This is a genomic window from Variovorax sp. KBS0712, assembly GCF_006323185.2.
Classification (GTDB): Bacteria; Pseudomonadota; Gammaproteobacteria; order Burkholderiales; family Burkholderiaceae_C; genus Variovorax; species Variovorax boronicumulans.
Genome location: NZ_VCCD02000001.1, coordinates 198310 through 221268 on the forward strand (window position 1 = coordinate 198310; position 22959 = coordinate 221268).

At 73.1% G+C, this 22959-nt stretch carries 12 protein-coding genes; 3 read left to right on the top strand and 9 right to left on the bottom strand.

All coding sequences use genetic code 11. The features are described from left to right. Window positions 1–52: 52 nt before the first annotated feature. The 4 genes from FFI97_RS00880 to FFI97_RS00895 form a co-directional block, all read right to left on the bottom strand. Window positions 53–13708 carry a filamentous haemagglutinin family protein gene (locus FFI97_RS00880; protein WP_185993529.1) on the bottom strand — a complete coding sequence of 4552 codons (13656 nt, stop codon included), beginning with the start codon at window positions 13706–13708 and terminating at the stop codon, window positions 53–55. A gap of 131 nt (window positions 13709–13839) precedes the next feature. Next, window positions 13840–14838 (bottom strand): FecR family protein, encoded by a 999-nt coding sequence (locus FFI97_RS00885; RefSeq protein WP_260684869.1) that lies wholly within the window; start codon window positions 14836–14838, stop codon window positions 13840–13842. Beyond that, window positions 14828–15388 (bottom strand): RNA polymerase sigma factor, encoded by a 561-nt coding sequence (locus FFI97_RS00890; RefSeq protein ID WP_095745876.1) that lies wholly within the window; start codon window positions 15386–15388, stop codon window positions 14828–14830. Before FFI97_RS00890 ends, FFI97_RS00885 begins: the two co-directional genes overlap by 11 nt. A gap of 5 nt (window positions 15389–15393) precedes the next feature. Then, on the bottom strand, window positions 15394–16116 hold the full coding sequence (locus tag FFI97_RS00895) for a secretin and TonB N-terminal domain-containing protein (protein WP_260684870.1): 723 nt from the start codon (window positions 16114–16116) through the stop codon (window positions 15394–15396). A 234-nt stretch (window positions 16117–16350) separates the two neighbouring features. Between FFI97_RS00895 and FFI97_RS00900 the strand changes: the two genes are divergently transcribed. Further along, the gene (locus tag FFI97_RS00900; RefSeq protein WP_139702519.1) at window positions 16351–16722 is read left to right on the top strand and encodes a hypothetical protein; all 372 of its coding nucleotides are present in this window, start codon (window positions 16351–16353) and stop codon (window positions 16720–16722) included. 244 nt (window positions 16723–16966) lie between these two features. Here the strand turns inward: FFI97_RS00900 and FFI97_RS00905 are convergent, their stop codons facing one another. Continuing rightward, window positions 16967–17224 carry a hypothetical protein gene (locus FFI97_RS00905; protein WP_062482654.1) on the bottom strand — a complete coding sequence of 86 codons (258 nt, stop codon included), beginning with the start codon at window positions 17222–17224 and terminating at the stop codon, window positions 16967–16969. Between the two features lie 266 nt (window positions 17225–17490). On the opposite strand from FFI97_RS00905, the gene FFI97_RS00910 reads away from it, so the two are divergent. Continuing rightward, entirely contained in the window at window positions 17491–17811 is a 321-nt protein-coding gene (locus FFI97_RS00910; RefSeq protein WP_070061202.1) for a hypothetical protein, read from the top strand. A gap of 6 nt (window positions 17812–17817) precedes the next feature. Here the strand turns inward: FFI97_RS00910 and FFI97_RS00915 are convergent, their stop codons facing one another. Next, a complete protein-coding gene (locus tag FFI97_RS00915; RefSeq protein ID WP_139702520.1) occupies window positions 17818–18315 on the bottom strand; it encodes a low molecular weight phosphatase family protein in 498 nt (165 codons plus the stop codon). A gap of 149 nt (window positions 18316–18464) precedes the next feature. On the opposite strand from FFI97_RS00915, the gene FFI97_RS33830 reads away from it, so the two are divergent. Then, window positions 18465–18599, top strand: coding sequence for a hypothetical protein (locus tag FFI97_RS33830; RefSeq protein ID WP_260684871.1), 135 nt, complete (start codon window positions 18465–18467; stop codon window positions 18597–18599). Window positions 18600–18659: 60 nt separating this feature from the next. Here the strand turns inward: FFI97_RS33830 and FFI97_RS00920 are convergent, their stop codons facing one another. From FFI97_RS00920 to FFI97_RS00930, 3 genes are read right to left on the bottom strand one after another with little or no spacing between them, the layout of a single operon-like run. Next, window positions 18660–20783: an HlyD family efflux transporter periplasmic adaptor subunit gene (locus FFI97_RS00920; protein ID WP_144004330.1), complete on the bottom strand. Its 2124-nt coding sequence runs from the start codon at window positions 20781–20783 to the stop codon at window positions 18660–18662. Next, window positions 20777–22129 (bottom strand): efflux RND transporter periplasmic adaptor subunit, encoded by a 1353-nt coding sequence (locus tag FFI97_RS00925; protein ID WP_139702521.1) that lies wholly within the window; start codon window positions 22127–22129, stop codon window positions 20777–20779. The genes FFI97_RS00920 and FFI97_RS00925 overlap by 7 nt, the downstream gene beginning before the upstream one ends. A gap of 28 nt (window positions 22130–22157) precedes the next feature. After that, a complete protein-coding gene (locus tag FFI97_RS00930) occupies window positions 22158–22955 on the bottom strand; it encodes an efflux RND transporter periplasmic adaptor subunit (protein ID WP_159276240.1) in 798 nt (265 codons plus the stop codon). Window positions 22956–22959 lie beyond the last annotated feature (4 nt).

Consider the following 22959-nt stretch of genomic DNA (forward strand, 5'->3'; position numbering starts at 1 on the left):
GGAGGCCCTTCTGTTTTTTCCGCCTGCGCGGGTAGCGCAAAGGTTCAGCGCCTCAGCGTTTCAGCCCCCGCTGCTCGCCCGGCGTGAGCGACTGCATCTGCGCGGTCGTGAGCGCGCCCGCGCCGAGCACCTGCACCACGCCCTTGGGGTCGTAGGCCGCGCCGCTGCGCTCGCGGCCGGCACCGCCGCCACCGCCCTCGCCGCCCGCGGGTTCGTTGCCGAAGCCGAGCACGCGCACGGTGAACACCGAGGGCAGCGCCTGGCGCTGCGCCGCGCGGTCGCGCTGCACGGCGTCCTGCGCCGCGGTGGCGGCCTGCGAGGCGGCGGCGCTGGCGTTGGTGAGCGCGCCCACGTTCACCGCCGCCACCACCGGAACGCCGGTGGACTTGCCCTGCACCTGGATGTTCTCGGCGTTGGCCACGCGCAGCGCCGCCAGGTTCACGTTGCCCGACACGCGGATGCCCGCCTCGCCCGCGTCGATGGTGCCCAGCGGTGCGATCAGGTCGATGTCGCCCGGCGGCACCTCGGGGATCGGGTTCAGCGTGGCGATGCCGGCGCCGGTGTTGGGCGTGGTCGGCGACAGGCTGACGTTGCCGGCGTCGTCGTACAGGCGCCGCTGCGGCGTGTAGACCACGGTCGACTTCGAACCGCGCCCGGCGTTGATGTCGCCCTGCGCCGACCAGGCCAGGATGCCGCCGCCGAAGGTGGTGAAGATGCGGCTCTGGCCCAGCAGGATGCTGTCCAGCGAGTAGATCTGCACCTCGCCCGCGCCCTGCGTGAGCACGCCCGAGCCCTCGCCCGGCACGAAGCCGCCGTCCACGCCCACCAGCGTGCGCCCGCCCGGCACGAGGATGTTCACGTTGCCGCCGAAGTTGGTGTGAATGCCGGCATCGAGCGCGTCGTACACGCCGATGTCGCTGGGCCGGCCGGCGGCCGTCCAGGCGTCGCGCCGCAGGTAGCTCTTGCCGGCCTGCGGGCGCTTGGTGAACGGGTCCGAGCTGCTCGCGTAGTAGTTGGCGCTGCTGAACATGGTCAGGTCGCCCTGGTAGCGGCGCGCGCCGCCGTCGGCGCCCTGCGCGGGGAACAGCGTGGCGATGGCCTCGCGCCCGCGCAGGTAGCTGCCCCGGCGCGGACCGCCCTCTTCGTTGTACTCGCGCCCGCCGGCGCGCAGCTCGGCGAAGTACACGTTGCGCAGGTACACCTGCTGCTGCTCGGGCGGCAGCGCGGCGAAGAAGGCCTGCGCGTCCATGGTGGCGGCGTCGAAGTGGCGGCCCTGGCTGTTGCGCCCGCCGAAGCGATCGCGCAGCCAGTTCACCAGGTGCAGGCCTTCGGCCAGGCCGAACTCGCGCACCAGGTCGCGGCGCGTGCTGCCGCCGCCTTCGCTGCGCTGGCCGTCGATCTCGGCCTGCTTGCGCTTGAGGTAGGCATCGGCGCCGGCCTCGTCGCCGCCGTAGCCGAACTGCTGCGACAGCCAGCCGGCCAGCGTGAGTTCGCCACCGTAGCTGTACAGCGCGGTGCCGGGCTGGTCGGCGAAGGGCTGGCCGCTCGCGGCGCGGCGCTTCGGATCGAGGTAGCGCGCGGCGAAGCCGGCCCAGTCCGGCCCGTCGCGGCCCACGCCCACCGCCACCGAAATGCCGGCGCCGCTGCTGCGGTCGCCCGGCTTCACGTTGACGATGGCGCCCAGGCTCTTGAGCTCGCCCTTGTCGGCCATGTACAGCTCGCGCCCGGCGCTCAGTACCAGCTCGCCGGGGCCGGCGATGTGGAAGCTGCTGTTGCGGATGTCGCGCCCGGCCTCCACCACCGACACGTCGTCGGCGTGGCGGTGCACGATCAGGTTGCCGCGCGCCGAGGCGGCGTTCAGCGTCTGCGGCTGCGGCGGCAGTTCCGGTCGGCCGGGAAAATCGCGCCCGCGCCAGCCCGCGCCCTCCGACGGTACGAGATCGACCTCGCCCAGCGCGGTGCCGGCACCGACGATGTCGCGCCCGGCGCGGATCGCCACCGGGCCCGCCCCTTCGTACCAGAGCCCGTTCGGCGTCGCCACGCCGGTGTTGGAGCCGCGGTAGACGATCGAGCCGGTGCGCAGGCCCACGATGTCGCCCTCCAGCGCATAGAAGCGCGACGGCGGCTGGCCCGCCGGCGCCACGTCGGCCACGCTGGGCGAGGTGAGCGTGAACAGCGGAAAGCGCAGCCACGAATTCTGGCCGTCCAGTGCAATGGAGGGCAGCAGCGCGTCGGCGGCCGTGTTGTGGATCAGCTCGCGGCCGTACCAGAGTTCGCCGCCCAGCGCGGCGAAGCCCGGCTGGAACGGGTCCACCAGCCGCGACGGATCGGCGCCCGAGGGCGTGACGGTGTAGCCCGCCGCGTGAATGGAGTCGCGCGCCAGCAGCTCCAGCTGCGCGGTGCGTTTCACCGCGTACTGCGGGCCGACCGGCGACGGCGCCAGCGTGAGGCTCCAGGGCGACAGCACCGGCCCGTTGCTCGATTCGTCGCGCACGCCCGAGCTCGCACTGCCGTAGTACAGGCTGCCGCTGGCCGCCAGCGCGCGCAGCACCGCCGGGTAGACGAAGCGGCCGTCGGTCGCCTGGTGGTTCGTGCGATCGCCCAGGTCGGTCCAGCCCAGCGTCGGCGTGAGGTTGCCGCCGGCGCTGAACAGGTCGATCGCGGTCGACGGCGTCCACAGCGAGAACCAGGTCCAGCCTTCGCCCGGGTGCTGCGTGCCGTTGGCGCTGAAGGGCGTGCCGTGCGTGAGCGTGGGCACGCGCCCCGGATCGGCCACGCCGCCGAGCACCAGGTCGCCGCGCGCATCGAGCCGCACGCCGGCATCGCCGGGGATCAGCACCGGGCCGCCCGAGGCGATCGACGAACCGGCGACGTAGGGGCTGAGCGCGCGCGAGTCCTTCGGGCCGGGCGTGCCGAAGTCCAGCTCGATGCCGCCCACCGCGCCGCTTTCCAGCCGCAGCGCGCCGCGCAGGTTGGCGAAGACCCCGTTCAGGTCCAGCCGCATGCGGTCGTAGCGCTGGAGGCTGCCGGCCTGCCAGGTGGTGCTGGCGGGCACTGCGCGCACCTCGGGCGCCGGGTTCAGCGTGCCGCCGATGCGCACGTCCAGGTCGCCGCCGCCGGTCAGCAGCAGCTCGCCCGCGCGCGTCACGCGGCCGGTGCTGCCCACGGCGAGATGCAGGCCCTGGCTACGTGCCACGTAGGTGGCGCTGTGGTCGCCCATCTGCTCCATCATCCCGGCGTTGCCGCCGGTCTCGAACACCAGGTTGCCGCCGCCCAGCGTGCCGATGCCGGTGAAGCCCACCAGGTAGGGCCAGAGGCCGCCGAGGTCGTAGGTCGTGCCTTCGTGGCCCGCGACGTAGCTGCCGAAGTTGATCCACCACGCGGTGGGCACGCCCTCGGCGCCCGGCACCACGCTGCCGGTGCCCTGGCGCCACAGCCAGTTGCCGAGCATGGCGCTGGGCATCTGCTTGCGGAAGACGCCCAGTTCGTCGGTCGTGCGGCGCATGTTGCCGCGCACGCCGATGGTGTCGCCGCGCGCATCGCCCTGCACGCGCATGCGCAGGTTGCCGCCGTGGTCGGGGTACCAGGCGCGGTACAGGCTCTGGCTGTCGACGAACTGCTCGAAGATGTCGTAGCCGCCGTTGAGCACCGTGCCTTGCGGGCCCTTGGCGCGCGGCAGGTGAAAGTCGGCGTCGTCGGCGCGCGCCGCGGCGCGCGTGCCGGCGGTGTAGATGCCGTAGGGCGAGCGCTGCGTGAAGTCGTTGCCGGCCAGTAGGTCCAGGTCGCCGGTGCCGGTGCGCACCACGCTGAACAGCGGCTGGCGCACGGGATAGGACTTGAAGTCCCAGACCTCGGGGGTCTCGGAGACCAGGTCGCAATAGCCGATGTCGCACATGCCCCAGGACACCTCCTCCGGCGTGAGGATGCTGCCCAAGCTGCCCCAGCCTTCGTCGGCCGCCTGCTGGTTCCAGGACCACACCTTGCCGCCGGAGACCAGCTGCTTCGTGAAGGCGTTGCCGTAGTGCGTGTCGGCCAGCAGCAGGTCGCGCTGCGGCCCGCGCGGCTGCAGTGCGCGGCTGTCGGCGGCCTGCGTGTCGGCACCGGCCACCAGGCGCATCGACCACGACTGCGAGCCCTCGGCCAGCATCGGCGCGATGGCGAAGTTGCGGCCCTGGTTGCCGTCGCCATCGGCCAGGCGCAGCCGGACCGACGCCGCGCCGCCGGGCAGCACGACCACCGTCTCGGCCGGGATGACGGCGCCGCGCTGCAGCGGCACCTCGCGCGCCAGCACCGGGCCGTTGTAGCGATAGAACGGCGGCTGGTTGACGTCCAGCACGGCGCCGTCGGGGAACGGCAACGGCACGCCGACCGGCCACAGCATCGGGCCGACCTTGGCCGCGCCCGCCAGCCGCACGCCGGGGTCCAGCTGCATGTTCGCGCCCAGCACGAGCGGCTGCGCCAGCACGGTGCCGGCCGCATGAAGGACCTGGCCGGACGCATCGCGCACCGCGCCGCCGAGCACGGTGCCCGCGGGCAGCGTGTAGCCCTCGGTGAGCACCGCGCGCACCGGCAGCACGGTGCCGGCGGCCAGGCTCATGGCCTTGAGCGGCGCCTGGAAGTTGAGCGCGCGCCCGGGCTGCAGGAAGGTGTTCTCGGCCAGCGTGACCACGCCGCCGCGCGGCACCACCACGTCGCCGCCGAAGGGCACGCGCCCTTTCAGCAGCACCCAGCCGTCGTCGTCGCGCGTGGCCGGCAGCGCCGAGGTGTCGAAGCCATCGTTGAAGCTGCCGTGGATCTTCAGGTTGCCCCCCGCGCGCATCACCAGCGCGCCGGCCTCGCCCGAGCCGTAGACGCCGGTGCGCTGCGTGCGCGCGTTGAGGCTGTCGTAGCGGAAGGCCGAGAGGTCGAGGTCGCCATCGATCTGCAGGTCGCCGTCGGGCGTGCGGCTCACGATCTGCACGCCGGGGCGCAGGTGGAAGGCGTCGCCGTACGCGCGCAGGCCGGCCAGCCGGCCGTCGACCAGCGCACTGTTGGCCAGCACGTTGCGCATGAAGGCCGTGCTGTCCTCGTGCTTGGCCTGCAGGTAGGCCTGGTCGATGCGCTGGTAGGGCCGCCCGCTGATGTCCGGGTCGGTGCCCGTGGGCGCGTCGTCGTAGCGGAAGAAGCCGTTGACGGTGATCGTGCGTGCGCCCTCGATGCGCTGCGTGCCGCCGGCGTCGATGTCGATGTCGTTGCCGCGCGCGCCGCCCAGGCGCGGCGCATTGAGCTCCACCGTGCCGAAGGCGCGCGGCGTGCCGTCGGTGCCGGCGCGCAGGTCCATGCGCGCGCCGCTCTCCAGCACGAGGCGGCCCTTGCCGCTGTCGATCTCGATGGTGGCGCGGTTGGGCGCCTCGATGGCCTGGCCGTAGCTGTCCACGCGCAGCCGCGTGCCGTGCGCGTCGAGCAGCGCGTTGCTGGCGATGGTGACGCCGTCGCGCGCCGCCAGCCGGATGCTGCCGACCTGCACGCCGCCGGCGTCCACGGTGCCGGCCACGGTGAGGCGGCCGCCGTCGACCGAGAGGTTGATCTCGCGCGCCTTCAGCTCGTCGCCCACCACCAGGTCGCCCTGCTTGAGCTGGAAGCTGCGCTCGCCGACCACGCCGCCGTCGGTCAGGCGGCGGTTCAGGCCGGCGAAATCGGTCAGGCGTTGCGCGCGCACGTCGATGCGCCCCGCCGCGTAGGGCACCGCCGTGCCGCCCGCGTCGTACTCGCCGCTGCTGCCGCCGGCGATGCGCCCCAGCAGTTCGACGTGACCAGCGCCCGCGCCGAGTGCGGTGACGGCCAGCCGGCCCGCGCGGTTGTTCTGCGCCGACAGGTCGATCTGCGCGCCCGCGGCCTGGCGCACGTTGCCCGTGCGGCTTTCGATCTCCACGTCGCCGCCCCAGCTGTACTTGTCGACGTCGAAGAAGCGCAGGCGCCGGCCGGCCAGGTCCAGCCGCGCACCGTCCTGCAGCTGCACGTCGCCGTCGGCGCGCAGCACCAGCTTGCCGCTGGGCAGCACCACCGCGGTGTCGAGCGCCACGCTGCGTCCGTCGATGGCGATCTCGGCGCCCAGCGCGCGCGACGCGTCGGCATCGGTCATCGTGGCCGACTGCATGCCTTGCGGCGCGGCCACGCGCACGTCGCCGCCGGCGGCGTAGCGCATCACCGAGCCGGCCTCGCCGGTCAAGAGTGGCGTGTCGATGCGCAGCGCGCCGCCCGTGCGCACATGACCCTTGGCCGCCTCGTCCCACGCGCCCTGCGACTGGTAGACCGAGAGCGAGCCCTTCTGGCGCGCCGTGACCTGCTCGCTGGCGTTGAGTTGCACCTCGCCGAAGCCCAGCACCAGCCGGTCCATGTCGTGCACGGTGTCCACGCGCATGTCGCGCGCGGCGCCCAGTTCGATGCGCCGGGCGTCGATCTGCAGCCGGCCGCTGCCGGTGCCCGCGCCGCCGGTGGCCACCAGGCCGGGCGGCGTGCGCGTGCCGTTCCACACCAGCACGTCGGTGTGGATGCGCGCCACGCTGTCGGCGTCGCCCCAGCCGTAAATGGCGGGCGTGGTCAGCATCAGGCGCGCGATCGTCGACTGGCCGGTGGCGGGGTCGATGGTCGACAGCTGCGTGGAGCCGAAGAAGTTGACCGCGTCGCGCACGGTGAACACGAGGTTCTCCAGCGCCGGTGCGCCGGTGCTGGTGTCGCCGCGCAGCAGGCGGTCGAGCACGGACTGGTTCAGCGTCAGGCCCGGCGGCAGCGCGCCGCGCGCAGCGGCATCGCCCAGCGCGCGTTCGCCGCCCACGTTGATGCCGCCCAGCGCCAGCACCAGGTTGCGCGTGCCGTAGCGCGTGCTTTCGCCCAGCGTGAAGGCCTGGTCGGTGGCGGCGGTGATGGTGCCTTCGGAATACAGCCGCGCGCCGGCACTGCAGCTGCCGCTGGGGGTGCACACGCCGATGTCGATGCGGCCGGGGCCCGTTTGTCCGCCGCTGGACGCGGACGGCGGCTGGATGTCGATCCAGCCGTTGGACACCGCCAGCACGCTGCGCAAGCCCGGCTCGTAGATGTAGCCACGGCGCGAGTCCCAGGCCGCCGGCCCGCGGCCCAGCGTGTCGATGCCGGCACCGGACTCGACGGTGATGCCCGAGTCGCGGCGGTCGGTGACCAGGAACACCTCGCCCGCGCGCAGCACCGCGCCCTCGCGCAGCACGATGCCCTCGGCGGCGCTGCTGAAGCCCAGGCGGTTGGCGTCCCTCAGCCGGTCGGCCGCGGTGGGGTCCTGCACGAAGGTGCCCGCCGGCGCGCCGCCGATGGCCAGCTGCGCGGCGCCGATGGCGTTGAGGTCGCGCGCATGCAGCGAGGTGCCCTTGAAGTCCGGCGTGGGCGCGGCGCCGTCGCCCAGCACCTCGAAGGAGCGCGCCGTTCCGCCGAGCACCAGCGCCGTGCCGCCCATGCCGTCGCCCACCGTGGCGTAGCGCGCGGTGCCGGCGAAGCGCAGCGCGGGTTCGCCGGGCATCTCGCCCGCCGTGCCCTTCAGGCCGAACTGGAAGCGCAGCGCCTTGGCGTCGCGCTCCAGCAGCGGGCGCGGCACGCCGTCGCGCAGCGCCTGCGCCACGGCGAAGTCGGCATAGCCGGTCTCGTTGTACTGCGCGTAGGTGCGCAGCACGTCGCCCGGCGTGAACACCGCCTGCAGCGGCAGCGCGTCGTGGATGCCGGTGCCGGCCACGCCCAGCTGCGCGGGCGCGGTGTAGGAGCCGTTGCGCATCGCCGTGGCGCTGCCCGGCGCGCCGACCTGCGCGGCCAGCCCGTTGAGCTCGACGCGGAAGGCGCCGGGCAACAGCGCGTAGGTGGAGGGCATCAGCGTGTAGCGGCCCGGCGGCAGGCCGGGCACGCCGACGCCGATGGTGATCTGCCGGCCCACTGCCGGATCGCTCGCGCCCTTCTCGGCGCCGAGCGGCGCCTGCAGCGGCTGCACGCCCGGCACGATGGCATAGACCGGGTTGGTGGCCAGGCCGGGCAGCACGAAGCCCTTGCGCTGCGCGCCCACCTGCACCAGCGGGTGCATGCGCGCGTCGGTGGAGCCGCCGCGCCCGGCCAGGAAGGCGGTGCCGGTGAGCGTGCCGCCGCCCGACATGTCGAGCACCGCGCCCTCGCGCACGTCCACCGCGTGGCCGGACAGCGTGATGGCCGGGCCGACACCGGGCACGCGGTAGGCCACGTCCTTGCCGTTGAAGAGATAGGTCAGCCCGTCCTGCGTGCCGCCGTAGGGCATCAGCAGCCCGTCGGCGCTGACCGAGGTCAGGCTGCCCGCATGCAGCTGCACGGTGCTGGTGGAGGTGTCGCCGAAGACGCTGCCCAGCGCGATGCCGCCCAGCGGCGCGCGCAGCACGCCGCGCTGCTCGATGTGGGCGGCGTGGAAGGTGAGCGAACCGAAGGCCGACTGCGGCATGGCCGGCGTGTCGCCCACGCGCTCGATCACCAGCCGGCGGTTCATGTCCATCTCGGCCTGGCGGGTGCCCCACTTGTCGATGACGTTGCGCTGGCCGACCTGCACCAGCCCGCTGTCGCCGGTGGCCGGATAGATCTGCGCCGCCGCCAGCGTGAGGTCGCCCGGCACGTAGAACCTGGCGTTGTTCGAGAAGCGCAGGTCGCCGCTGCTGCGCAGCAGCGTGCGGTCGAAGGCGTTGCGCTCCACGACCAGGTCCTCGGGCACGTTGCGCACGATGGTGCCGCGCACGCCCTGCTGCACCATGCCCGCCAGGTCGATGAGCTGCGCGTCCAGCCGCAGCGAACTGCCGGCCGACACCAGCGGCACGCCCAGCGTGCCGGCCCCCCCGCCGGCGTTGCGCGAGCCGAGCACCGGGTTGGGCAGGATGTAGTCGTCGATCTGGGTGCGCCCGCTGGCGGCCAGGCGGATGTAGGGCGCCGCCAGGGCTACGCGCGCATCGGGCGCGGACGCCTCGGCCAGGGCCAGCGCGGTGGTGGTCAGGCGCAGGCTCTGGCCCAGCGAAAGATCGACGCTGCCGTCGAAGGACAGCATGCCGTGGCTGAGCAGCGACAGGTTGTCGAAGCCGCCGTCGTGGATGCGGTCGACGCCGATGCGCGCCGTGCCGTAGGCCAGCGCGCCGTGCGCCTGGCCCGGACGCAGGCCGGCGGCGTCGGCCACCGCGCTGCGGCCCTGCACCTGCGCCAGCAGCATCTCGCGCGGCACGCGCACCGCGTCGTCGACGTTCTCGCCCTTCAGGTTGTAGCGCGCCACGGTGCCGTAGATGGGCGTGTCCAGGTTCAGCGCCAGCATGCCGCCGGCCGCGCCCGCGCCACCCGCCGCGGCGCGCATGTCGCCGTCCAGGAACAGGCCGCGGAAAGAACTGAGCGCGATGGTGCCGCCGTGGCTGGCGACCTCGGTGGCGCCACGGCCCGGCAGGTCGAGCGTCGCCGAGGTGCCCGAAGCCTCCAGCCGCGCGCCGGGGCGCAGCACCACGAAGGCATCGGCCGCGTCCACCTGCGTGGCATCGAGCACGTGGCGCGCGCCGATCTCGATGGTGCCGCCGTTGGCCACCTGGCCGTAGCGGTGGCCGCGCGCGTCGGTGGCCACCACCGGGCGCGCGGCGACGTCGATCAGCGCGTGCTCGCCGATCCAGTACGAGCGTGCGTTGGGCATGCCGTCGGCCAGGTTGCGCGCGTTGCCCGTGCCGTGATCGCCCGGCAGCAGCGCGACGCGCCCGCCCCAGGCCGAGAGCGTGCCATCGACGGTGATCTGGTCGTTGCCGCGCAGCGTGAGCGTGCGGCCCGGATCGAGCGCGATGTGGGCGCCCTCGCCCACCACCAGCGGCGCGCGCTGGTAGAGCGTGCCGGCCTCCAGCGTCAGGTCGGCGCCGGCGCGCTGGGTGAGCTTCTGCTTCACCGGGTCGTCCTGGTACACCGGCGGGGACCACAGCGGCAGCGCGACGGACGGGTCGGCGCCGGTGGGCGCGAGCGCGCCGGCGACGGGGTCGAAGCGCTGCACCGGCATGCGCACGTCCACGCGCGCGCCGTCGGCCACGGCCACGCCGTCCTGGCCGCGCACCGTGTACTGCGCGAAGCCGCTGCGGAACAAGTCAGTGTCCAGGCGCAGCAGCGGCTGCACCGCGACCGCGCGCGGCAGCGCGGTGCCGGCGACGATCGGCGTGCCCGCGGGCATCACGGTGTCGGCGGCGGCCACCGTGCCGGCCTTGTACGACGTGGTCTTGGGCGGGATCGGCAGGCCCGAGGGGAACACGTCCCTGGGCAGCACGTAGCCCTGGGCCAGCAGGGTGATGGCCGCCAGCACGCTGCCGGCCGGGACCGTCTGGCCCGGCTCGTAGCCCTTGCCGTCGAGCAGGAACGCCTGCGTGCCCGGCGGCACCACCCAGTCGGCGCCGGTGATGACGGTGCGCGCGTTGCTGACGCCGGGTTGCACGCTCTCCTTGAGCGCCTCGCCCGGCAGCGCGCGCGATACCGTGACGGCGAAGTCCATCGGGATTTCGCTGCCGGCCGCGATCACGTAGTCGCCGGCCAGCCGCAGGTGCACGGTGCTGCTGCGCCCCGCCGCGAGCTGGCCGTCGCCGCCGGCGGGCAGCTCGCCGATGCCGATGGCCGCGCCGTTGGCCAGCGTCAGCTTGCCGCCGCCCTTCACGCCGTGGCCGCGCACCTCGCCGTCCATGCGCAACGTGCCGGGGCCCGCGCCTTCGTTGCCGGGCTGGGCCGCCATCAGCGTCACGTCGCCGCCGCGGCCGCCGCGCAGTTCGTTGCCGGCCAGCAGGGCCGCGCCGCCCGACACGTCGACCAGGCTGCGCGCGCCGAGCACCACATCGCCGGTGCTGCGCAGCGTCACCTGCCCGCCATCGACATAGGGCAGGCCCTCGATGCGGTCGGGCGACTGCGCGATGTGGCTCCAGAGGCCGCGCGCATCCAGCCGCACGCCCTCGCCCACCGCCACGCGCGGCGCGTAGCCGATCGGCAGCACGTCGGCGATGGAGATGTCGACCCAGCTGCCGCCGTTGGCGCTGGCGAAGCGGCTGACCAGGTCGCCCAGCGCGATGCTGCCGCCGCGCGCGACCAGATCGGCCTCCACCGTCACCGTGGGCGCGTGCAGCGCGATGCTGCCGCCGGGTGCGACGGCAAGGGCCGACGTCACCGCCACCGTGTCGTTCGCATAGGCGACGACGCCGCCCAGGCGCTGGCGCTGCAGCCACTGGCTGTCGATGCGCACATGGCCCGCGAGCTCCTTCGGCAGCGCCTCGCCGGCAGCCAGTGCATCGGCCAGCGCGGCAGGCGAGATCGGCGCCTCGGCGAAGGTGACCCGGTCGACCCGCGCGGACGGGTTGTCGCGCAGCAGGCCGGTGGCGGCGTCGTAGACCGGCGCCACGCCGCCGATGACCAGGCGCCCGGCCAGCGGGGCCGCGGTCTGCAGCTGGCGGTAGCTGTCCAGCCCCGCATCGCGCTTGCGCTGCTGGCGCTCGCCCTGGAACACGGTGGCGTCGATGTCGCCTTCGAGCACCGCGGCGCGCGTGCCGACCTGCACCTGGCCGGCATCGCGGCCCACGGTGTAGCCGTTTTCCAGCCGTTCGCGCGGCGCGATCAGCGGGTTGTAGAAGTAGCCGGTGGTGGTCTTGCCCCAGCGCGCGTGCTCGTCCTCGAAGCCGCGATAGAGGCCGGTGTAGACGATGTCGGCCGGCGCGGTCGACAGGTTGTACAGGCGCCCGTCGGGGCCCTTGAGCCAACTCTGCTGCAGCCGGCCGGTCTGCACGTCGAGCGTGCCGCCGGCCACGTTGATACGCGAGCCGCGCTGCGTGACCAGCTCGCCGCCCGCGAAGGCCACCGTGCCGCCCGACGCGGCCCATTCGCCGACGGTGTGGCCGTCGGTGTTGAGGTAGCCGCCGACCTCCAGCAGGCCGCCGCCGGTGTACCAGCGCTCGCCGGCGTAGCCGTTGACGCCGGCCGCCACGCGCACGAGGTCGCGGCGGTCGATCCACATGTCCAGGTTGTTCAGGCGCTTGCCGTCGCGGTTGAGCGGCGCGTCGCGCTGCTCGTTGCCCTGCACGTTGATCTTCACGTTGTTCGACGCCATGGCCACGCCGACGCCGACCGCGCCGGCCACGTCGATGGCGGCGCCGCTGGCCACGCGCGTGCGGCGCCCGGCGCGCGCCTGCACCTGGCCGCCGGTGGCCAGGGTGAGCGAGCCGCCGTCGAAGTCGATGTCGCCGGCCGAGTCGATCTTCACCAGCGACTGGTCGCGGCGGTTGTAGCCGCCGTCGCTCAGGCGCATCGAATCTTTCAGCAGGGTGTCGCGCTGCACGTCGAGCGCGGTGGCGCCGTCGTTCGCCAGCACGATCGCGCTGGTGCTCTGCGGCGCCAGCGTGACGCGCGCCTCGCCGGCCTCGCCCACCGCCCGCAGGTGCAGCGTGCCGCGCGTGTTGACCGAGCTGCTGGACAGCAGCACGCCCTGCTGCTCCACGGTCTTGCCGACCAGGGTCACGTCGCCGGTCGGCGCGGCGATCAGGCCGGTGTTGCGCACGCGGCCGGCGGCGCTGCCGGCCAGGCGCAGCGGATCGACCTCGTTGCCGCGCGTGCTCGAGTCGCTGTTGCCGTCGGTGCCCATGCCCTTGCGGATCACGAAGGCGTCGCCGGCGGCCAGCACGGTCTGGCCGTTGGCGGTCGTGATGCTGCCGTGGTTGTGCGCCTCGCGCCCGGCCAGCAGCACGTAGCCGCCGCCCTCGGTCACGCTGGTGGGCCGGCGCGTGGCGATGCGCGCGCCGGGCTCCACCACCACGTCGGCGGTGGCCGCGCCGTGCGTGGCGCCGGTGGCGTGGAGCACCAGGTCGTTGGCCAGCACCGGCACCTGGGTGCTGCCGCGCGTTTCGCTGTACAGGCCGCGCTTGAACTGCGCGTCGCTCATCCCCACGGCCGCGGCCACGAGGTTGCGCGTGTCGACCTGGCTGCTGCCGCTGAACACGATGCCGTTGCGGTTCACGACCATCACCGTGCCGTCGGCCTGGATCTGCCCCTGGATCTGCGAAGGCCGCGCCTTCGGGTCGTTCACGCGGTTGAGCACCGACCAGCTGGCCTGCTGGTCGAACTTCACCGTGGTGTTGCGCCCGACGTTGAAGGTCTCCCAGTTGAGGATCGCCTTGTCGGCCGTCTGCTCGACCGTGACCACGGTGCGGCCCGCGGCCTGGCGCTGTGAATCAGTGGTGAGCGGGCGTGCGTTGTGCCAGCCGGCGGTGAGCGCGTTCGTGTCGACCTTCAGGCCGCCTTCGGCCAGGCCGTCGGGCACCGAGGGGTCGTGCTGCGCGGCGGCGCGCGCCGCGGCCTGCGCCGACTGCTGCGCCGCGATGGCGCGCGCCGCCAGGTTCAGGTTGCCGAGGGACTGCTGCAGCTGTTCGTTCGCACGCTGCTGCTGCGCCTGCGGCCCCGCGAGCATCGCGGCGGGCAGGCCGTTGGGCAGGCGGCCGGTGGCCAGCGCGGTGCTCTGCGCCATGTTCTTCTGCGCCATCCAGGCGCCGCTGAACGCCTGCTGCGCCTGCGCCCCGTCGAACGCGGCGCCGCCGGCCAGCAGCAGCGCGATGGCGCGCACCAGCGGCGTGAGCCGGACCTGCGCGAATGCGGGAGACGAATAAGAAGAAGAGGACGCGTTCGGCGGATTGCGCCGGGACACCGTGCGGCGGCTGCTGCGTTGCATGCGGACTTCCATGGGTTCGTGTTTCGTTGCTCGATCGGGGCCACGAAGCGCAAGGGCCCGTGGACTACCGAGCTATGACAGCGAAGGTCCGGCGCGACTGCACCATGTCACGAAATCTTCACGAACGCGCCTCAGGCGCTCGCGGCGCCCAGCAGCACGATGCCGCCGGGCAGCTGCGTGAGCTCAGCGCCGTACACATCGCGCACGAGGAAGGCCACGTCGTCCAGCCGGTCGATGGAGAAGCTGGCCTGCACGCGGCTGCGGCCCAGCGCCTCGTTCGTGAGGATGAGCCGGCCGTGGCGGTAGCGGTTGACCTCGGCCACCACCTGCGACAGCGGCACCTGGTCGAACACCAGCTGGCGCCGGCGCCACGCGACGACGGGGCCGGTGTCCACGCCCGTCACGACACCGAGCCCCGCGGGGCCGTAGCGCAGTTGCCGGCCTGCGTCGATCCGCGCCTGCTGCGTGCCCTGCGCTACGTCGACCTGGCCCGCGAGGCAGGTCACGCAGACCTCGCCCTCGAGGTGGCGGATGTTGAAGCGCGCGCGCGTGGCCGACACCGTGCCACCGCCCGCCGCGACCGTGACGCGCGCCGAGGCCGGGCCGCCGGCCAGCACCTCGGCCTCGCCGGACACCAGCTCGATGGCTTCGCTCGCGCTCTCCGTCGCGCCGCGGCGCAGGTTGATGCGCGTCTGCGTGTTCATCTGCAGCACCACGCCCTCACCCATGGCGACCTCGCGCTGCTCGCCGGTGGCGGTGCGGTAGTCGTCGCCCCATTCGGCGACCGAGGGCCACAGCGCCAGCGGCGGCGACACCGCGAGGTAGGCGACCGACGCCGCGACCGCACCGCCCAGGAAGGCACGGCGTCCGGGCACCGGCAGACGGCGGTGGGCCGCCTCGCGCGCTTCCTGCTGGCGCACGCGCTGCGCGGCCGGCGCCATGGCCTGCCACACGTGGCGTGCCTGCACGAAGGCCTGCGCGTGGTCGCGGCTGCGCGCGCACCAGCGCCGGAAGGCCTGGGCGTCGTCTTCGGTGGCCTGTTGCGAGCCGAGCCGCACCACCCAGGCTTGCGCTTCGCGTTGCAGGGTCTGCTTCATGGCCTCGGTCGCCTGGGTTTCTTCAGCGGTCATCATGGGGAGACTGTTTTCCGGCGCCAGGACCGAAGCGCTGGATGAAATCCCGGCCGAGCCGCTCGCAGCAATGTTCCAGGCCGGCGCGCAATTCCTTCTCGACGGTGCGCGCCGACACGCCGTAGCGCGCCGCGATGTCCTTGTGCGGCATCTCGTCGACGCGCGCGGCCAGCACGATGGCGCGGCGGCGGCGCGGCAGCTCGGCCAGCGCGCGCTCGAGCGCCTCGAGTTCGTTGCGCGCCTCGGCGCCGCGCGCGGGGTCGGCGGCTTCGTCGGCCATGTCGTACAGCGCCTCGACCTCGCCCACGCTCAGCAGCCGCGAATTGCTCTTGCGCTGGTCTTCCGCCACGTTGAGCGCAATGCGGAACAGGTAGGCCGAGGGGTAGCGCACGGCGCTGCGCACGGTCGAGTTCTCCACGCGCAGGTAGGCCTCCTGCAGCGCGTCGTTGGCGAGGTCTTCCGAACCGAGGCGGTGGTGCAGGTGCTTGCGGAACTGCGCATAGCGCGCGAGGAACAGCGCGCGCAGCGAGGCCTTGATCGATTCGGACATGCGACTCAGCCTGCGCGCGCGCGCAGGTACGGCCGGCAGTCGCGCGCCGGGTCGGGGCGCGGGGTCAGCAGGAGCGTGACGGGTTGCGGCAGCGCGGCCGGCGGCGGCGTGTCCAGGCCGAGCGCGCGCAGGCTGGCGAGCACCGTGGCATCGCGCGCCGGCACGCCGCTGCCTTCGAGCAGGCGGGCCTCGGTGACGGCGCCCGCCGGGTCGATCCACAGCTGGACCGCAAGCCGGTAGCGACCGAAGGCGTCGGGCTGCGCGATGCACAGCACGCGCGTGACCGCCCCCTGCAGCACGGCCGCGTAGGCCTGCAAGGCCGGGACGTTGCCGGCCGTGGGGGCGCCCGCCGGCACGCGTTCGTCGGGGACGGCAGTCGCCGACGGTGCCGGCACGAGCGTGAACGCGCTGGCACCGGTGTAGCGCGCCACCAGCCCGGTGCCCACGAGCATCCGCTGCAGCGCGTCGCGCGGTGCAAAGTCGCCCTGCACCGGCGACGCCTCGCGGCCGTCGGTGAGGCGGCTGGTGACGAGCACCGAATGCCCGGTGAGGTGACCGAAGACGGCGAGGGAGCGTGCCAGCGGCTGCGCCGGCAGGTCGAAATGCAGCGCCGGCGCGTCGCTCGCCATGTCGTCGGCTGCCGCGGCGTGGGCGGCGCACATCACCAGCGCCATGACCAGGCACCAGGACAGTGTCAGGCCACCGCCCGATGCGGAAGTACGTGTCATGTGACGGAGGATCAACAGCAGCAACGAAGGGTCTGGAAAGCGGCCGTCCGCCGTGCGGCCCGGGTGAGCGTGCGGGCGAGACTAGCGACCGTGCATGACCGACATGTGACGTTTCGTTCACACTTCCGACCTCGCGAGATTCCGTCTTCTTCCTGACTTGCGCGCGGTCCAGACTGCCCGGTTGGCCGTGGTCGCGGCACGGCGTTTCTTCTTCTTTTTTCCTGGGGTGCAACGATGCGCGTCGGTGGTTGGCTGTTCGGCGTGATGCTCTCGGTGATCGGCACTGGCGCGGCGGCGCAGACACCGCCTTCCGGTGGCGGCGAGGCCGACGGCAGCTGCGTCGAAGTGGTGGTGAACGGCGAGCGCACGCCCGCCTACGACTGCCTGACCCGCAAGCTCGCGCCCACGATGCCCGCGCGCGGGCCGGACGACGCGGCGCCCGGGCTGGCCTCGGAAGCGATCACGCAGCGGCCGGGCAATCAGTTGGGCTTGTTCAACCGCGCGGCGACCGGGCACCGCATGGGCAACACCTTCGGCACCTCGGTGTATCCGCAGCGTCCGCCGCCGGCGGTGTACACCTCGCCGCTGCTGCCGCCCCGGCCCTGAGCGACGCCATGCGGGAAAAGAGGCCGGGCGTTCAGAGTTGCTGGGTCACCAGCACCACGAACCCGGCCAGCGAAATGGCGACGCCCATGGCTTTCCTGAAGGTCTTCAACATGTCGTGTGCTCCATCGGTGAGATCCGTGAGCCTCGATGGTGCGCCGCTTGCGGGCGCAGCGGGTTTGGCAATCCCGATGGCCGGGATAGAAAAACTTCAACCGCGGGCTGCGGCGGGTGCGGATGAACCCGGTCAGCTCGCCCGTGCGCCGGTCCGGGCTTCCGCGAGCGACAGGCGCTCGCGGGCGAACTGGCTGGCCCGCAGTCGCACGCGCGCGACCGCGGCGTCCAGCGAGGGCTGTTGCATGAAGACGAGCACGCCGCGCTTGAGCCCGCGCAGGCGGAGTTCGGCAACGCCGGCATAGCGGCCGCCGGTGGTCTGGCGGATGTCGATCTCGCTGGACCAACCGTCGGAAAGTTCGACGAAAAGATGTTGCTGTGTGGCGCTCATGTCAGTGAGGAGCTTAGGGCTACTGCCGGCGCCGCCCTAGGACATAGTTCCTAGGTATTAGCATTTAATTTCGTTTAATAACAATTTCACGCGCTTCGCGCAAAGGGACACCATGTGTGAACATCCGCATGACTTTCGGCACTCGCGCCGAAACAGCGTGCCATCTAGGATGGAGCGGCCGTGATCCGTCTCCCTCTTTCTGCGCATCCTCCCGACCGGCCTGCCCCGCAGGTCGACACCGTCCGCCCCGATTTCCGCGCCGCCGCATGAAGGACGAGACCCACTCCGCCGAACACCTCTACACCATCGAAGTCGAGGGCCGCAACGTCACGGTGCGCGACGTGATGGTGGCGGCATTCACCTACCGCATCAAGCTCGAGGAACTGCTCGGCTCGCCCCGGCAGGTCGCGCACTGCTACCGGCTCTGGCGCCGGCTCGAGCGGCTCGACGAGCCCCCCATGACCCGCCTGGACATCAAGTACGCCACCGCCTGGCGCGACGCGCATGCGCAGGCCTGGCAGGTGGCGCAGGTGTTTCTCACCGACCCGCACACCAAGACCTTCGTGCTGCGGCTCGCCGCGCCCTAGATCGCCTCAGCGCATGTGCGCCATGTCCCGGATGTCGGAGCGCAGCGCGCTGCGGTCGGCGCCCACGAGCGGCAGGTTGACCAGCAGTTCGAGCCGGCGGCGCAGCGAGTACAGCACCTGCAGCGCGCCATGCGCCGCGTCGTCCGGTCCGGTGTTGGCGCCGGCCACGTCGGGGTAAGGCCACAGCGCCGCATCGGGCTGGCCGGGCCAGCGCGGTTGCAGCGGTTCGAGCGCGGGGTCGAGCGTGATGACGACATCGGCGTTGTGCGATCCCGCGCGCGCCAGCAGGTCCCAGCTGCGCGGCGGCGAGGTCGGCAAGGCCATGCCGGCGCTGCCCAGCGCCTCGATGGCCGCGGGATGCACGTCCGCCGCCAGCCGCCCCGGCTGCCCGCACGAGCGCACCGAAAAGCGCTTCGCATCGAGGTGGGCAAGACAGGCCTCGGCCAGCACGCTGCGCAGCGAATTGCGCCGCGAGACAAAGACAACCTCGATCCGTTTCTGCATGGTCGAACGACTATAGCCACGCCGTGTGGCAGGTGGGCGCCGAAGCACAGGGACCCTTTTGCAGACGCCTGTTTACCCCGGACCTGCAGACATGACAAATAAGTGTAAACACTCGTAAACCTTGCGGGATGGGTCGGCGTTAGAACCGCATGACAACCGACCCCTCCCTCGTTGTGCTTGCTTTCCTGGTCGGTCTTGCCGCGGGCGTGACGCTCATGAGCATGCTGGCAGTCCTGCGTTCCGACCAGGACCGCCTGCCGCGCTCCGAGCACACCCGGCTGTAAGGCAGACCGCGGGCATCGCCTGCCGGCACGTGGCCGGCCGGCGCAAGCGGGCGCGCTTGTTCAGAACCCCGACTGCTCGATCAGCACCGCGGTCGCCGCATGGACCCAGCGGCGGGCCAGGCTCTCGCGGGTGCCTTCGAAATGCGCGCGCACCTCGCGCACGCCATCGACCGGCGCGTCGTCCTCTCCCTCCACCGTCACGCGGAACCAGGCTTCGGCCGGACGCAGGTCTTTCTTCTGCGCGGTCGGGTTGAGCGCGATCGGGCCGCCGTGGTCCTGTGCCAGCAGCAGGTGCGGCAGCCGGCGCACCGGGCTGTTGTCGATGGCGCGCACCTGCCCTTCGAGCTTGCGCGTGCGGCCCTTCACGAGGATCACCGCGCGGCTGCCGGCCGCCAGGCGCTGGCGGTCGTGCTCGGGCACCAGCGCTTCCACGCGCCAGCGCCGGCCGTCGACCACCATCGCCATGAGCTGCGACGGCGCCACCCACGTGCCGGACTGCAGCAGCGGATCGACGTCGCGCAGCGTGCCACCGTGCGCCGCCACCAGCCGCAGGCGCAGCAGCTCGGCGTCGCGCGCGCGGCGTTCGGTGTCCCAACGGCTGGCCTGCTGCTCGGCCAGCACCTGCTGCGCCGCCGGGCGTTCTTCCAGGCCCATGGCGCCGCGCGCCGCACGCGCGTAGGCGCTGGACATCACGCGCGCTTTCTCGCGCTCCTCGGTCTGGCCCGGCGCTTCGAGCGTGAGCAGCGACTGCCCCGCCGCCACGGCCACGCCGTCGTTCGCTTCCATCGCCGCCAGCCGCGCGGCGTAGGGCGAGAACACGGGCTGCTCGACACCGGCCCGGAGCACGCCCGGCGCCGAGATACCGCCGTGCCACGGCACCAGCAGCACCGCCGCCACGAGTGCGAGCAACACCGCTGCCACGACGCGCCGCCGCGGCTTGATCTCGTCGCGCCGCGCGTGCCACACGCGCAGCTCCGCCATCACCGGCCGCACGACGAACACGCCCATCTCGACGATGAAGAGGAACACACCCAGCGCCTTGAAGAACGCGTGATAGACCACGACCGCGATGCCGATGAACAGCACCAGCCGGTAGACCCAGGTGGCGAACGCGAAGGCGATGAGAAAGCGCCGGAAGCCCGGCGTCAGCGTCTCGGGCGACGGATCGTCGAAACCCAGCAGCCAGCGCCGCAGCGCGCGCTTGGCCTGCTGCCCGGCGCGCTCGTGCAGGCCCGGAAAGTCCAGCGCGTCGGTCAGCATGTAGTAGCCGTCGAAGCGCATGAAGGGGCTGGCGTTCACGGCCAGCGTCAGCACCCAGGCCGTCGTCGCCAGGAAGAACAGCGCATTGCGCAGGTCGCCGTCGGGCATGAAGGCCCACAGCAGCGTCGACCACGCGGCCAGCACCAGCTCGGCGCAGATGCCGGCCGACGCAATGGCCAGGCGGTGCCGCGAGCGCGCCAGTTTCCAGCTCTCGCCGGTGTCGGTGTAGGCCATCGGCCACATCACGAGCAGCGCGACGCCCATGTGCCCCACGCGCACGCCGTGGCGCGTGGACATGAGCGCGTGCCCCATCTCGTGCAGCAGCTTCGACACCACGAGCGCGCCCGCAAAACCCAGCACGCCCTCCCAGCTGATGGCGCCGCGCAACTGGGCCGCCACCGTGTCCCACTGCCGCGCGGCCAGCAGCACGCCGACGCCGGCGGCGAGCACGCTGAGCGCCACGAACCAGCGGCTGTAGAGCCACTCGACCCAGGGCAGCATCTTCTCGAGCAGCCGCGCCGGCCGCACCAGCGGAATGCGCACGAACAGGTAGTTGTTGAGCAGCCATCGCCACGCCGGCATCGGCGGCTTGCGGCGCACGGTGCGCAGCAGCTGGTGCTGTTCGAGAAAGCCCTGGAAGCGCGCCACGCCGTCGGCATCGGGCGCCAGCGGGGTGTCGCGTTCGATCGCCTGCGCGATGCGCGCGGCGTCGGCCATCGGCCAGCGCTGCAGGATCTCGAACTCCAGCCAGCCGATGCGAAAGAACAGGTTGCGCACCGGGTCGCACACGTGCCAGGCCGGCGAGCCGTCGCCGTTGGCGCCGGCCGGATGGATCTGCAGTTCCTCGCGCAGCGCCGGCCAGGGCGGCGGCGCTGCGGCACCCGGGGGGGCGCCACGGCCTGCGGGCGCCGTGCCGCTCAGCATCCGCACCACTCCCGCGCCGCCGCGAACGGCCGGCGCAGCAGCAGGTAGCCGAGCACGGTCCATTCGCCCGACACGCGCGCCGTGCCGCGCAGGCCGATGCGCGCCACGCCCGAGGGCTCGCTCAGGTGGCCGCGCAGCTGGTAGCTGGCCACGCCGTTGGGCGCCTCGACCGCCTGGTAGCCGGCGTGGTCGAGCCGGGCCGACACCGGGTCCAGCGGCGCCACGCGCAGGAACAAGGTCATGGGCGCGCCCGGTGCCAGGTTGACCGCCTCGCTCACCGGCGCCCAGGCCTGCACGCCGAGCACGGCCGGGTCGGCCAGCAGCCCGACGCGCTCGCCGGTCTGCACCGGGCGGCCGGCCCAGTCGTCGGGGTCGGAGTACACGAACACGCCCGCGGCCGGCGCCTTGATCTGCAGCTGTGCCACTTCGCGCTGCAGCGCCCCCACCTCCACCTCGCGTTCGCGCAGCTTGCCTTCGGCCAGGCTCAGCTCGGCCTTGGCCGACTGCGACTCGATGGCGCGCTGCGAGGCCTGGTGCAGCTCCAGCCGCGCGGTCGACAGCGCCGCGCGCGCCACGGCCAGGCGGTTGTCCAGCGTGGTGTCGTCGAGCTCGGCGATGGTCTGGTCGGCCACCACCGGCGTGTTGGGCGGCACGGTCATGCGGCGGATCACGCCGTCGCGCGGCGAGGCGATCACCTGGCTGCGCGTGGAGATCACCTCGGCCTGCAGCAGCGCGTACTCGCGCACCGGCACCAGCAGCGCGAGCGGCAGCAGCGCCAGCGCCCAGCGCAGCGGCTTGCGCGCCCACGCGTCGTGCAGCAGCGTGCCGATGGAGCGGCGGCGCCCGGTCAGCGCCCACCACGCATGGCCGTACATCGCGGCGGCCTGGAGCAGCAAAAACTCGGGCGCCTTGGCGTCGAACTCGGTGGGCCACGGCGCCTCGCGCGCCAGGAACAGCGCGGCGCGCGCGCGACCGTCGGGGTCGGCCATGGGCAGCACCCACACCTGGTCGGGCAGCCAGTCGGCCCACGAGGCGGCGAGCGCTGGCGGCAGCATGCCGGGCGACAGCGCCAGCACGCGCGCGGCGGCCGGCAGTTCGTCCAGCCGCGCCTTCAGGTGGTCGGCCACCGAGGCCAGCCACAGCGCATAGGGCGAGTCGGACTCGACATCGGCCAGCCCCGAATGCGCCACCAGCCGCGTGCGGCGCGCGCCGAAGAAGCCGACCAGCGCGGCCTGCCGGTACGGCGCAAGTGCGTGGGTCTCGTTGCAGATCAGGAAGGCCAGGTCGGCCGGACGCTGCGCCGCGCGCACCTTCGCGGCCAGCGCATGGAACGCGAGATCGGTCACGACGCTCCGCCCTTGCCGCGCGCGGCGCTCATCCCCTGCCGACCGGCGCGCGCACCTGCCCGCTCATGCCCGGCAGCACCTGGCCGGCCGCGTCGCCCGCGAGCTCGGCCTCGATCTCGATGGTCTGGCTCACCGCGTCCACGCGGCCCGACACGCGCGTGACCTTCAGCACCACGGCGGCGCCGGTCTCGTCGACCGTGGCGTCCAGGCGCTGGCCGGTCTTCAGCCACGCGAGCCATTGCGAGGGCACGTTCATGCGCGCCTTCAGCGGGCCGTTGCCCACCAACTCGACCACCGGCGCGCCGGGGTTCACGCCCTGCCCCACCTTCACATGCACGCGCGCCACCTTGCCGGCGAACGGCGCCACGAAATTGCACTGCGCGATCTGCGCGTCGAAGATGCGGACTTGGCTCTGCGCCTTGTTCACGTTGGCCGCCGCCAGCTCGACCTCGATCTCGGCCGCCGACTGCAGGCCCTGCAGCTTCAGCTTGCCCACGTACTGCACCTTGGCGGCTTCGTGCTCGGCCCGCGCGGCGGCGCGGCGCGCCTGGATCTCGTCGCATTCGTAGGCGGCCAACACCTGGCCCGCGCGCACCGTGTCGCCCAGGCTCACCGGCACCTTCGCGAAGCGGCCCGGGGCCGAGGCCGAGAGCACGCTTTCCTGCGCGGCCACCACGAGAAAACGCACCGGCGCCAGGTTGCCCGGCGCACCCGCCGGAGCGCTGCGCGGCGCGGGTGCCGGCTGGGCGCCGGCCTGCAGGGCGCCACCCAGGGCGCAGGCCAGGAGCACGCCGATGCGAAGCACGGAGAAGGACGACGGTTTCAAGGGC